The sequence below is a fragment of the Buttiauxella sp. AC038 genome (assembly GCF_979253565.1).
Window position 1 is genome coordinate 1,554,713 of the sequence record NZ_CEEDCQ010000001.1, and the last position, 12,998, is coordinate 1,567,710.

The 12,998-nt window shown below is 50.2% G+C and carries 12 protein-coding genes; all 12 read left to right on the top strand.

The window, feature by feature from the left end:
- Nucleotides 1-7 precede the first annotated feature (7 nt).
- The 12 genes from AC0IXI_RS07450 to tolR all read left to right on the top strand — a co-directional run bounded on the left by AC0IXI_RS07450 (nt 8) and on the right by tolR (nt 12,984).
- Nucleotides 8-724: a succinate dehydrogenase iron-sulfur subunit gene (locus tag AC0IXI_RS07450; RefSeq protein ID WP_064512632.1), complete on the top strand. Its 717-nt coding sequence runs from the start codon at nt 8-10 to the stop codon at nt 722-724.
- Between the two features lie 205 nt (nt 725-929).
- The gene (gene sucA / locus AC0IXI_RS07455) at nt 930-3,737 is read left to right on the top strand and encodes a 2-oxoglutarate dehydrogenase E1 component (protein WP_422569041.1); all 2,808 of its coding nucleotides are present in this window, start codon (nt 930-932) and stop codon (nt 3,735-3,737) included.
- 14 nt (nt 3,738-3,751) lie between these two features.
- On the top strand, nt 3,752-4,978 hold the full coding sequence (gene odhB, locus AC0IXI_RS07460; protein WP_413498661.1) for a 2-oxoglutarate dehydrogenase complex dihydrolipoyllysine-residue succinyltransferase: 1,227 nt from the start codon (nt 3,752-3,754) through the stop codon (nt 4,976-4,978).
- 108 nt (nt 4,979-5,086) lie between these two features.
- Nucleotides 5,087-6,253: an ADP-forming succinate--CoA ligase subunit beta gene (gene sucC / locus AC0IXI_RS07465; RefSeq protein ID WP_064512623.1), complete on the top strand. Its 1,167-nt coding sequence runs from the start codon at nt 5,087-5,089 to the stop codon at nt 6,251-6,253.
- On the top strand, nt 6,253-7,125 hold the full coding sequence (sucD, locus tag AC0IXI_RS07470) for a succinate--CoA ligase subunit alpha (protein WP_034458762.1): 873 nt from the start codon (nt 6,253-6,255) through the stop codon (nt 7,123-7,125). Before sucC ends, sucD begins: the two co-directional genes overlap by 1 nt.
- A gap of 1,037 nt (nt 7,126-8,162) precedes the next feature.
- A complete protein-coding gene (cydA, locus tag AC0IXI_RS07475) occupies nt 8,163-9,731 on the top strand; it encodes a cytochrome ubiquinol oxidase subunit I (protein ID WP_064512621.1) in 1,569 nt (522 codons plus the stop codon).
- A gap of 15 nt (nt 9,732-9,746) precedes the next feature.
- Nucleotides 9,747-10,886, top strand: coding sequence for a cytochrome d ubiquinol oxidase subunit II (gene cydB / locus AC0IXI_RS07480; protein WP_413498660.1), 1,140 nt, complete (start codon nt 9,747-9,749; stop codon nt 10,884-10,886).
- 14 nt (nt 10,887-10,900) lie between these two features.
- On the top strand, nt 10,901-11,014 hold the full coding sequence (gene cydX / locus AC0IXI_RS07485; protein ID WP_064512614.1) for a cytochrome bd-I oxidase subunit CydX: 114 nt from the start codon (nt 10,901-10,903) through the stop codon (nt 11,012-11,014).
- On the top strand, nt 11,014-11,307 hold the full coding sequence (gene ybgE, locus AC0IXI_RS07490; protein ID WP_034458756.1) for a cyd operon protein YbgE: 294 nt from the start codon (nt 11,014-11,016) through the stop codon (nt 11,305-11,307). Before cydX ends, ybgE begins: the two co-directional genes overlap by 1 nt.
- Nucleotides 11,308-11,454: 147 nt before the next feature.
- The gene (gene ybgC, locus AC0IXI_RS07495) at nt 11,455-11,859 is read left to right on the top strand and encodes a tol-pal system-associated acyl-CoA thioesterase (protein ID WP_064512612.1); all 405 of its coding nucleotides are present in this window, start codon (nt 11,455-11,457) and stop codon (nt 11,857-11,859) included.
- Nucleotides 11,856-12,542, top strand: coding sequence for a Tol-Pal system protein TolQ (gene tolQ / locus AC0IXI_RS07500; RefSeq protein ID WP_074391983.1), 687 nt, complete (start codon nt 11,856-11,858; stop codon nt 12,540-12,542). Before ybgC ends, tolQ begins: the two co-directional genes overlap by 4 nt.
- A 10-nt stretch (nt 12,543-12,552) precedes the next feature.
- A complete protein-coding gene (tolR, locus tag AC0IXI_RS07505; RefSeq protein WP_034497142.1) occupies nt 12,553-12,984 on the top strand; it encodes a colicin uptake protein TolR in 432 nt (143 codons plus the stop codon).
- Nucleotides 12,985-12,998 lie beyond the last annotated feature (14 nt).

Below are 12,998 nucleotides of genomic sequence, written 5' to 3' on the forward strand. Positions count from 1 at the left end.
CAAAGTGATGAAACTCGAATTCTCTATTTATCGCTACAACCCGGATGTTGACGATGCTCCGCGTATGCAGGAGTACACCCTGGAAGGGGAAGAAGGGCGCGACATGATGTTGCTTGACGCGCTGATGCAACTTAAAGAAAAAGACCCGACGTTGTCTTTCCGTCGTTCATGCCGTGAAGGGGTTTGTGGCTCCGATGGTGTGAACATGAACGGCAAGAATGGCCTGGCTTGTATCACGCCAATCTCCGCATTGGGTAACGGAAAGCAGAAGATTGTCATCCGTCCACTGCCTGGATTACCGGTTGTGCGCGATCTGGTTGTGGACATGGGGCAATTCTATGCCCAATATGAGAAGATTAAGCCTTACCTGTTGAATAATGGGCAAAATCCACCGGCTCGTGAGCATTTGCAGTCACCTGAACAGCGTGAGAAGTTGGATGGTTTGTACGAGTGTATTCTGTGTGCGTGCTGCTCGACATCCTGCCCATCATTCTGGTGGAACCCGGACAAATTCATTGGTCCGGCAGGTTTACTGGCGGCATACCGCTTCTTGATTGACAGCCGTGATACTGAAACCGCAAGTCGTCTTGACGGAATCAGTGATGCTTTCAGCGTATTCCGCTGCCATAGCATTATGAATTGCGTCAGTGTTTGTCCTAAGGGATTGAACCCGACGAAGGCTATCGGCCACATTAAGTCGATGTTGCTGCAAAAGAGTGCCTAGCTTTTCGTCCCCTCTCCCGTGGGAGAGGGGAATAAATCGCAGGAAATCTTTAAAAACTGCCCTGTTGTGACAGTTTTTAAAGGTTCCTTCTTGAGCCGCCTGGAAAGGAAAAGGCTCGTAGTTGTGGACCCCGGTAATGCGTACATATTCTGTACGCAATAGTTATTCACGGCGAAATAAGCATAAAAATGCTTAAGGGATCACGATGCAGAACGGCGAAATGAAAGCCTGGCTGGATTCCTCTTACCTGGCAGGTGCAAACCAGTCCTGGATAGAGCAGCTCTATGAAGACTTCTTAACCGATCCTGACTCTGTTGATGCGCACTGGCGCTCAATGTTCCAGCAATTACCTGGAACCGGGGCCAGACCGGATCAATTCCATTCCAAAACACGTGATTATTTCCGTCGTCTGGCGAAGGATGCCTCACGTTATTCCACCGCAATCACCGACCCTGACACCGACGTTAAGCAAGTCAAAGTGTTGCAGCTTATCAACGCATGGCGTTTCCGTGGCCATCAGGCAGCAAACCTTGACCCACTTGGCTTGTGGAAACAGGACGCGGTTCCCGATCTTGACCCAGCATTCCACAACCTGACTGAAGCCGATCTCCAGGAAACCTTCAATGTGGGTTCTTTTGCCAGCGGCAAAGAGACCATGAAGCTTGCTGACTTGATTGATGCACTCAAGCAGACGTATGGCGGTTCGATCGGTGCGGAATATATGCACATCACCAACACTGAAGAGAAACGCTGGATTCAACAGCGAATTGAATCAGTGGTGGGGCACTCAACGTTTACCGTTGAAGAAAAGAAACGCTTCCTGAGCGAGCTGACCGCAGCAGAAGGCCTTGAGCGTTACCTGGGTGCGAAATTCCCGGGCGCGAAACGCTTCTCGCTTGAAGGCGGTGACGCACTGGTGCCAATGCTCAAAGAGATGATCCGCCACGCGGGTAAGAGCGGCACACGTGAAGTGGTTTTGGGCATGGCACACCGTGGCCGCCTGAACGTACTGATCAACGTACTGGGTAAAAAGCCGCAGGAGTTGTTCGACGAATTTGCTGGTAAACATAAAGAGCACCTCGGCACTGGCGATGTGAAGTACCACATGGGCTTCTCATCTGACGTTGAAACCGAAGGCGGCCTGGTTCACCTGGCGCTGGCGTTTAACCCGTCGCACCTTGAAATCGTAAGCCCAGTGGTTATCGGTTCTGTGCGTGCGCGTCTGGACCGTCTGGAAAAACCAGGCATTAACCAGGTCCTGCCAATCACCATTCACGGTGACGCAGCGGTTGCCGGGCAGGGCGTGGTTCAGGAAACCCTGAACATGTCCAAAGCGCGTGGTTACGAAGTGGGCGGTACCGTTCGTATCGTTATCAACAACCAGATTGGTTTCACCACCTCCAACCCACTGGATGCGCGCTCCACGCCGTACTGTACCGATATCGGTAAGATGGTGATGGCACCGATTTTCCATGTGAATGCGGATGACCCGGAAGCGGTCGCGTTTGTGACCCGTCTGGCACTGGATTTCCGTAACACCTTTAAGCGCGACGTGTTTATCGATCTGGTTTGCTACCGTCGCCATGGTCACAACGAAGCTGATGAGCCAAGTGCAACTCAGCCAGTGATGTACCAGAAAATCAAGAAACACCCGACTCCGCGTAAGATTTACGCAGACCGTCTGGAGCAGCAAAAGCTGGCGACGCTTGAAGATGCCACCGAAATGGTGAATCTGTACCGTGACGCACTGGATGCTGGCGAGTGTGTGGTTGAAGAATATCGCCCAATGAACATGCATTCATTTACCTGGTCGCCATACCTCAACCACGAGTGGGATGAGAGCTATCCGAACAAGGTAGAGATGAAGCGTTTGCAGGAGCTGGCTAAGCGTATTAGCAGCGCACCTGAAAACGTTGAGATGCAGTCACGTGTGGCGAAAATCTACAGTGACCGTATGGAAATGGCGAACGGCGCGAAGAAATTCGACTGGGGTGCTGCTGAAAATCTGGCGTACGCAACTCTGGTTGATGAAGGCGTTTCAGTGCGTCTGTCTGGTGAAGACGTGGGTCGTGGCACCTTCTTCCACCGTCACGCTGTGATTCACAACCAGACTAACGGTTCGACTTACACGCCGCTTCAACACGTTCACAACAGCCAGGGCGAGTTCAAAGTATGGGACTCCGTGCTGTCTGAAGAAGCTGTACTGGCATTCGAATACGGTTATGCGACGGCTGAACCGCGCACATTGACCATCTGGGAAGCTCAGTTTGGTGACTTCGCCAACGGCGCTCAGGTTGTGATTGACCAGTTCATCAGTTCCGGTGAGCAGAAGTGGGGCCGTATGTGTGGCTTGGTTATGCTGCTGCCACACGGTTACGAAGGCCAGGGACCGGAGCACTCCTCTGCGCGTCTGGAACGTTATCTCCAGCTGTGCGCGGAACAGAACATGCAAGTTTGCGTCCCTTCGACTCCAGCACAGGTTTACCACATGCTGCGTCGTCAGGCGCTGCGTGGTATGCGCCGTCCGTTGGTGGTGATGTCACCGAAATCTTTACTGCGTCACCCACTGGCGGTTTCCACCATGGATGAACTGGCTAACGGAACCTTCTTGCCTGCAATTGGCGAAGTTGACGAGCTGGATCCTGCTGGCGTGAAACGCGTGGTAATGTGTTCTGGTAAGGTTTATTACGATTTGCTGGAACAGCGTCGTAAGAACGGCCAGAAAGATGTGGCAATTGTGCGCATCGAACAGTTATATCCATTCCCGCATCAGGCTATGCAGGAAGTGTTGAAACCATTTGCTCACGTACATGATTTTGTCTGGTGCCAGGAAGAGCCGCTTAACCAGGGCGCCTGGTACTGCAGCCAACACCATTTCCGTGAAGTAGTTCCATTTGGATCAGGTCTGCGTTATGCAGGTCGCCCAGCCTCCGCTTCACCTGCGGTAGGGTACTTGTCCGTTCACCAGAAGCAGCAGCAAGATCTGGTTAATGACGCGCTGAACGTCGATTAATTAAAGGATAAAAAATGAGTAGCGTAGATATTCTAGTTCCTGACCTGCCTGAGTCCGTTGCCGATGCAACCGTTGCTACCTGGCATAAAAAACCGGGTGACACCGTTACCCGTGACGAAGTGCTGGTGGAAATCGAAACTGACAAAGTGGTACTGGAAGTACCGGCGTCTGCAGATGGTATTCTGGATGCTGTACTGGAAGATGAAGGTACAACCGTAACTTCTCGTCAAATTTTGGGCCGCCTGCGTGAAGGTAACAGCGCCGGTAAAGAGACTTCTGCGAAAACAGAAAGCAAAGAGTCTACCCCGGCACAGCGCCAGCAGGCTTCTTTGGAAGAGCAGAGCAATGACGCACTCAGCCCAGCTATTCGCCGCCTGATTGCAGAGCATTCTCTGGATGCTAATGCCATTAAAGGCAGCGGCGTCGGTGGCCGTATCACCCGTGAGGATGTTGATAAGCATCTGACTCAGGCGAAAGCGGCTCAACCTGCGGCAGCGAAACCGGCTGCTGAAACTAAAGCTCCGGTTGCACCAATTGCTGGCCGTAGCGAAAAACGCGTTCCAATGACTCGCCTGCGCAAACGCGTTGCTGAGCGTCTGTTAGAAGCGAAAAACTCCACCGCCATGCTCACTACGTTTAACGAAGTGAACATGAAGCCAATCATGGATCTGCGTAAGCAGTACGGTGATTCTTTCGAGAAACGCCACGGTGTACGTCTGGGCTTCATGTCCTTCTACATCAAAGCGGTGGTTGAAGCGCTGAAACGCTATCCAGAAGTGAACGCTTCTATCGATGGCGAAGACGTGGTTTACCACAACTACTTCGACGTGAGCATCGCGGTTTCTACTCCACGTGGCCTGGTAACACCAGTACTGCGTGATGTTGACACCCTGGGTATGGCTGACATCGAAAAACGCATCAAAGAGCTGGCAGTGAAAGGCCGTGACGGCAAACTGACCGTTGAAGATTTGACTGGCGGTAACTTCACCATCACCAACGGTGGTGTGTTTGGTTCCCTGATGTCAACGCCGATCATCAACCCGCCGCAGAGCGCGATCCTAGGTATGCATGCTATCAAAGACCGTCCGATGGCGGTTGACGGTAAAGTTGAGATCTTGCCGATGATGTATCTGGCACTGTCTTACGATCACCGCCTGATCGATGGCCGTGAATCAGTGGGTTATCTGGTAGCAATCAAAGAATTGCTCGAAGACCCGACTCGTCTGTTGCTGGACGTTTAGTTTTAAAGCATCACCTGCACTGTAGGCCGAAAGCTGCGCGCCATCTGGCATCAATAGCGCACCGGCCTACAGGTTTATAACGATTACCCTGAAGGATGGATAGAACTCATGAACTTACACGAGTATCAGGCGAAACAGTTGTTTGCTCGATATGGCCTGCCGGCTCCAGTCGGTTACGCCTGTAATACACCGCGTGAAGCGGAAGAAGCGGCATCAAAAATTGGTGCAGGTCCGTGGGTGGTAAAATGTCAGGTTCATGCTGGTGGCCGCGGTAAAGCGGGCGGCGTGAAAGTGGTCAACAGCAAAGAAGACATCCGTGCTTTTGCTGAGCACTGGCTGGGCAAACGCCTGGTTACCTACCAGACAGATGCAAATGGCCAGCCAGTTCACCAGATTCTGGTTGAAGCTGCGACTGACATTGATAAAGAACTGTATCTTGGCGCGGTGGTTGATCGTAGCTCCCGTCGCGTTGTGTTTATGGCGTCTACCGAAGGTGGCGTTGAAATTGAGAAAGTTGCGGAAGAAACCCCGCACCTGATCCACAAAGTTGCACTGGATCCGCTGGCAGGCCCAATGCCTTACCAGGGCCGTGAACTGGCATTCAAACTGGGTCTGGAAGGTAAGCAGGTTCAGCAGTTCACTAAGATCTTTATGGGACTGGCGAACATCTTCCTTGAGCGTGACCTGGCACTTATCGAAATCAACCCGCTGGTCATCACTAAGCAGGGCGACCTGATTTGTCTCGATGGCAAACTGGGCGCTGACGGCAACGCACTGTTCCGTCAACCAGAGTTGCGCGAAATGCGTGACCCAAGCCAGGAAGATGCACGAGAATCGCAGGCGGCACAGTGGGAACTGAACTACGTTGCGCTTGATGGCAACATTGGTTGCATGGTTAACGGTGCGGGCCTGGCAATGGGCACCATGGACATCGTTAAACTGCACGGCGGCGAACCAGCGAACTTCCTGGACGTTGGCGGCGGCGCAACCAAAGAACGCGTTACCGAAGCATTCAAAATCATTCTGTCTGACGACAAAGTGAAAGCGGTTCTGGTGAATATCTTCGGCGGTATCGTACGTTGTGACCTGATCGCAGACGGTATCATCGGTGCGGTTGCCGAAGTGGGTGTTAACGTTCCAGTGGTAGTACGTCTGGAAGGTAACAACGCTGAATTGGGCGCGAAGAAACTGGCAGATAGTGGCCTGAATATTATTGCAGCGAAAAGTCTGACGGACGCAGCGCAGCAGGTTGTTGCTGCAGTGGAGGGGAAATAATGTCCATTTTGATCGATAAAAATACCAAGGTTATTTGCCAGGGTTTCACCGGCAGCCAGGGGACTTTCCACTCCGAGCAGGCGATTGCATACGGTACGCAAATGGTTGGCGGTGTTACGCCAGGCAAAGGCGGCACTGAGCACCTCGGCCTGCCAGTATTTAACACTGTGCGTGAAGCCGTAGAAGCAACTGGTGCGACCGCATCTGTAATCTACGTTCCAGCACCGTTCTGCAAAGACTCCATTCTGGAAGCAATCGACGCAGGCATTAAGCTGATTATCACTATCACTGAAGGCATCCCGACGCTGGATATGCTGACTGTGAAAGTGAAACTGGACGAAGCTGGCGTGCGCATGATTGGGCCAAACTGCCCAGGCGTTATCACCCCGGGCGAGTGCAAAATCGGCATCATGCCAGGCCACATTCACCTGCCAGGCAAAGTGGGTATCGTTTCCCGCTCAGGCACACTGACCTATGAAGCCGTTAAACAGACGACTGATATCGGTCTGGGCCAGTCTACTTGCGTAGGCATCGGCGGTGACCCGATCCCTGGCTCTAACTTCATCGATATTCTGAAGATGTTCCAGGAAGATCCGAAGACTGAAGCTATCGTGATGATCGGTGAGATCGGCGGTAGCGCTGAAGAAGAAGCAGCGGCCTACATCAAAGAGCATGTCACCAAGCCAGTTGTTGGTTATATCGCGGGTGTCACTGCGCCGAAAGGCAAGCGTATGGGCCACGCAGGCGCCATCATCGCGGGTGGTAAAGGTACTGCGGATGAGAAATTCGCAGCGCTGGAAGCCGCAGGCGTGAAAACCGTTCGCAGCCTGGCTGACATCGGTGACGCACTGAAAGCTATTTTGCCTCAGTAAGCAGAACTAATAAAAATTGTTCGACATGGTTGGCCGCTCAATGAGCGGCCTTTTTTATGGCCAAAATTTGCGGTCATTGATTACTGTATTCACATAACAGCCACTTATGGCACCTTGAGTGATTTGGCTGCCTGAGTAGCTTAAAAAGCCGAAAGCCTCTCACTTCAACTGCTGGCATCGCTGTTTGAGCCTTATTACCAGCGTGTTGAATATCAAAAAGTGCAAATGGATGAAAATTCACTGTAACAACAATCAGCAAGGGGAGGGAAGCACTAACCTTTCCACTCTCACCTACCGTAAGAATCGTATCTGGTAATGGCACGCCGAGCCTAATCCTGCTTTTTTTAAGGTCGCATTTTTTAAGTGGTTTATGTTTTAAAAGACTACACTACTGACTACTAACCTTATCAAAAACAGCGCCTTGTTAAATAATGGAGCATTAAAAGTAAATCAATTGTTAATTTCGGATGGGGGAAGAGACGGCCTGATGAAAATAGCGCGTGAAGATAAAAAACCATCGCTGTTAACGTTCGGAATTTATTTTTTAACTTATCTGCAATAAATAGTTTTTGTTTATGGATATCACTTTTCCATTAACCTTAGTGATATCTCCAAAACATATCATTAACATCAAATTTACTATTAATTTAAGCGGGAAACTAAATTAACAATCAGGGAATAAATTGCGCTAGATCAATATCTAAAACTGGATAGTGGTATGCAAAACAGCGTAAATTGTTGCAGATCAAACTGGCTGTTAAGGGACATTTTCGCTATAAATTGATCACTGTCGAGAAACGTAAATAACACTAAGCAATTACCTATTTATTGTAGGGAAATTGCAGGGTAATATATTTGCGGATTATTTTTGGTTTTTATTAACGTGTTTGTAACCTTTCATCTTTCTTCGTTACATGCAAATAAAATGACGAAGAGATGAAGTCTGGAAGCTAATGTTTTTGTATTAGGGCATGCGTTGTGGTTTTCCTTACGGTGAGCCACGGTCGAAGTCTTCATGCGAAGAGCAAGGAGTCAAGATGTTGGATATTGTCGAACTGTCGCGCTTACAGTTTGCCTTGACCGCGATGTACCACTTTCTGTTTGTGCCACTAACGCTCGGTATGGCGTTTTTGTTGGCCATCATGGAAACAGTGTACGTTCTGTCAGGTAAGCAAATTTATAAAGATATGACCAAGTTCTGGGGCAAGTTGTTTGGTATCAACTTTGCTTTGGGCGTGGCTACCGGTTTAACCATGGAGTTCCAGTTCGGTACAAACTGGTCTTACTATTCACACTACGTGGGTGACATTTTTGGTGCCCCACTGGCCATCGAAGGCTTGATGGCATTCTTCCTTGAATCCACCTTTGTAGGTCTGTTCTTCTTCGGTTGGGATCGTCTGGGCAAAGTTCAGCACATGGCGGTAACCTGGCTGGTGGCTCTTGGCTCCAACCTTTCCGCACTGTGGATTCTGGTCGCTAACGGCTGGATGCAGAACCCGATTGCTTCCGACTTCAACTTCGAAACCATGCGTATGGAGATGGTCAGTTTCTCCGAACTGGTCCTTAACCCAGTTGCGCAGGTGAAATTCGTTCACACCGTAGCGTCTGGTTACGTATGTGGCGCGATGTTCATCCTCGGTGTGAGTTCTTACTACTTGCTTAAAGGCCGTGACGTTGCATTTGCGAAGCGTTCTTTTGCAATCGCTGCAAGCTTCGGTATGGCGGCAATCCTGTCTGTCATCGTGCTGGGTGATGAATCCGGTTACGAAATGGGTGACGTGCAGAAAACCAAATTGGCCGCTATTGAAGCTGAGTGGGAAACTCAACCAGCTCCAGCTGCGTTTACGCTGTTTGGTATCCCGGACCAGGACAAGCAAGAAAATAGCTATGCGATTCAAATCCCATACGCGCTTGGCATCATCGCCACCCGTTCTGTGGATAAGCAAGTTATTGGTTTGAAAGACCTGATGGTGCAGCACGAAGAACGTATTCGTAACGGCATGAAGGCTTATAGCCTGCTGGAACAGTTACGTGCAGGTTCTAAAGACCAGGCCGTTCGCGATAACTTTGAGTCTGTTAAGAAAGACCTGGGTTATGGCCTGCTGCTCAAACGCTATACCCCGAACGTTGCTGATGCGACGGAAGAGCAAATTCAGAAAGCAACGAAAGACTCAATTCCTCGTGTAGCTCCGCTGTACTTTGCATTCCGTATCATGGTTGGCTGTGGCTTCCTGATGCTGTTCATCATCGCGGCTTCGTTCTGGACTGTGACGCGTAATGCAATCGGCTCGAAAAAATGGCTGTTGCGTGCGGCGCTCTATGGTATCCCGTTGCCGTGGATTGCGATTGAATCTGGTTGGTTTGTTGCCGAATACGGTCGTCAGCCATGGGCTGTTGGTGAGGTATTGCCAACTGCGGTTGCTAACTCCTCTCTGACTGTGGGCGATCTGATCTTCTCCATGGTACTGATTTGCGGCCTTTACACGCTGTTTATGGTGGCGGAACTGTTCCTGATGTTCAAATTTGCTCGCCTTGGGCCGAGCAGTCTGAAAACAGGTCGCTATCACTTTGAGCAGTCCAATGTGACCTCTCAGCCGGCACGCTAAGACAGGAGTCGTCAAATGATCGATTATGAAGTATTGCGTTTTATCTGGTGGCTGCTGGTTGGCATTCTGCTGATTGGTTTTGCAGTCACCGATGGCTTTGATATGGGCGTAGGTATGTTGTCCCGTGTCATTGGCAAAACAGATGTTGAACGCCGCATCATGGTGAACTCCATCGCCCCTCACTGGGATGGTAACCAGGTATGGCTCATCACCGCTGGTGGCGCATTGTTCGCTGCCTGGCCGATGGTTTATGCAGCAGCGTTCTCTGGTTTCTATGTGGCAATGATTCTGGTGCTGGCTTCATTATTCTTCCGTCCGGTAGGTTTTGACTACCGTTCGAAGATTGAAGACATGCGTTGGCGTGGCATGTGGGACTGGGGCATTTTCATCGGTAGTTTTGTGCCGCCGTTGGTTATCGGTGTGGCGTTCGGCAACTTGCTGCAAGGCGTGCCGTTCCACGTTGATGAGTATCTGCGTCTGTACTACACCGGTAACTTCTTCCAGTTGCTGAACCCGTTTGGTCTGTTGGCTGGTGTCGTGAGCGTTTCCATGATCCTTGCTCAGGGTGCAACTTACCTGCAAATGCGTACTGTGGGTGAACTGCATCTGCGTGCTAAAGCCGCTGCGCAAATTTCAGCGCTGGTGATGATGGTGTGCTTCGCACTTGCAGGTGTTTGGGTGATTTACGGCATCGATGGTTACGTTGTGACTTCAGAGTTGAACCACCATGCAGCATCGAATCCGCTGACTAAAGAAGTCGCTCGTCAGGCTGGTGCCTGGATGGTGAACTTCAATAATATGCCGATTCTGTGGCTCATCCCGGCTCTGGGTGTGGTTCTGCCACTGTTGACTGTGCTGATGTCTCGTCTTGAGAAAGGCGCGATGGCATTCGTGTTCTCCTCATTGACTCTGGCTTGTGTCATTCTGACTGCCGGTGTGGCGATGTTCCCGTTCGTGATGCCTTCGAGCACCATGTTGAACGCTAGTCTCACTATGTGGGATGCAACATCCAGCCAGTTAACTCTGAATGTGATGACCTATGTTGCTGCGGTATTTGTACCGATCATTCTTATCTACACCACTTGGTGTTACTGGAAGATGTTCGGTCGAATCACCAAAGAGCATATCGAAAGCAACACCCACTCTCTGTACTAAGTAAGGAGCTGATTATGTGGTACTTTGCATGGATTCTGGGGACGCTTCTTGCCTGTGCTTTTGGCATCATTACCGCCCTGGCACTTGAGCACGTTGAAGCTGCTAAAGCTGGTAAAGAAGAAATTTGATGGAAGCAATTATCGCGAAGCTTTATGCGGTAATGGATAAGAGCCCTTTAAGGGCTCTTTCCTTGATAATGGCATTAGTTCTTGCCGTGTGTATATTTTGGGACCCGTCCCGCTTTGCGGCGAAAACCAGCAGTCTTGAAATCTGGCATGGTTTTTTGCTGATGTGGGCTGTATGCACTGGCGTAATTCATGGCGTGGGTTTTCGCCCTCGCAAAGTGCTGTGGCAGGGGGTTTTTAGCCCCTTACCTGCACAATTAGTCTTGCTGGCAGGACTGGCTATTTTCTTCTTCTGATGCTTCTTTAACCTCAAAGATTTTCACACAAGATTTATGGGCTTTAACAAGCCCATAAATATTTACCTAACGTTTAATGCAACCCATTCCCAACCCCCATCCTCTTGCGTATAGTAGCAACGTTAAATTGCATTACCGGGATGTATTGTGAGTACAACGCTGTTTCGATGGCCGGTTCGTGTCTATTACGAAGACACTGACGCCGGTGGTGTGGTATACCACGCCAGTTATGTTGCTTTCTATGAAAGAGCACGCACTGAGATGTTGCGCCATCACCATTTTAGCCAGCAAGATTTGTTGGCAGAGCGCGTCGCCTTTGTTGTCCGCAGAATGACGGTGGATTATTTGGCGCCTGCCCGACTCGACGATTTACTCGAAATCCAAAGTGAAATTACATCGATGCGTGGTACCTCTATGGTATTTACACAGCGAATCGTCAATGCCGGTAATCAGGTACTCAACGAAGCTGAGGTCCTGATCGTCTGTGTTGATCCACACCTAATGAAGCCTCGTGCGCTTCCCAAGTCTATTGTCGCGGAGTTCAAGCAGTGACTGACATGAATATCCTTGATTTGTTCCTGAAGGCAAGCCTTCTGGTCAAATTTATCATGTTGATTTTGATTGGTTTTTCCATTGCATCATGGGCAATCATTATTCAGCGAACGCGAATCCTCAATGCTGCTACTCGTGAAGCAGAAGCCTTTGAAGATAAGTTCTGGTCGGGCATTGAATTGTCCCGTCTCTATCAAGAAAGCCAGGGCCGCCGTGACAGTCTTGCTGGCTCTGAACAAATTTTCTATTCAGGCTTTAAAGAGTTTGCCCGACTGCATCGTGCTAACACACACGCACCTGAAGCGGTCGTTGAAGGGGCATCTCGCGCCATGCGTATTTCCATGAGCCGTGAGTTGGAAACGCTAGAAACGCACATTCCTTTCCTCGGAACCGTGGGTTCCATCAGCCCGTATATCGGTCTGTTTGGTACGGTTTGGGGGATCATGCACGCCTTTATCGCACTCGGTGCGGTGAAACAAGCGACATTGCAGATGGTTGCTCCAGGTATTGCAGAAGCACTGATTGCAACTGCAATCGGCCTGTTCGCTGCAATCCCAGCGGTTATGGCGTATAACCGCCTGAACCAACGTGTGAACAAACTGGAATTGAATTACGACAACTTCATGGAAGAGTTCACGGCTATCCTGCACCGTCAGGCTTTTACCAGCAGCGATAAGCAGTAAGGGGTAAGTCATGGCCAGACGTGGACGTGGGCGTGGTCGTCGGGAATTAAAGTCCGAAATTAACATCGTTCCTCTGCTGGACGTACTGTTGGTGTTGTTGCTTATTTTTATGGCAACGGCTCCCATCATTACACAGAGCGTTGAGGTTGATTTGCCGGATGCGACAGATTCGCAGACGGTGAGCAGTAACGATGAACCGCCGGTCATTATTGAAGTGTCCGGGGTAGGGCAGTACAGCGTGGTGGTTGAGAAAGACCGTATGGACCAGTTGCCATCTGAACAGGTTATTGCGGAAGCACAGCGTCGTTTGCAGGCAAATCCGAAAACGGTCTTTTTGATCGGGGGTGCTAAAGATGTTCCTTATGAGGAAATCATCAAGGCACTTAACATGCTGCATAGCGCAGGTGTGAAATCCGTCGGTCTGATGACGCAGCCAATCTGATCCATCTCGCGATA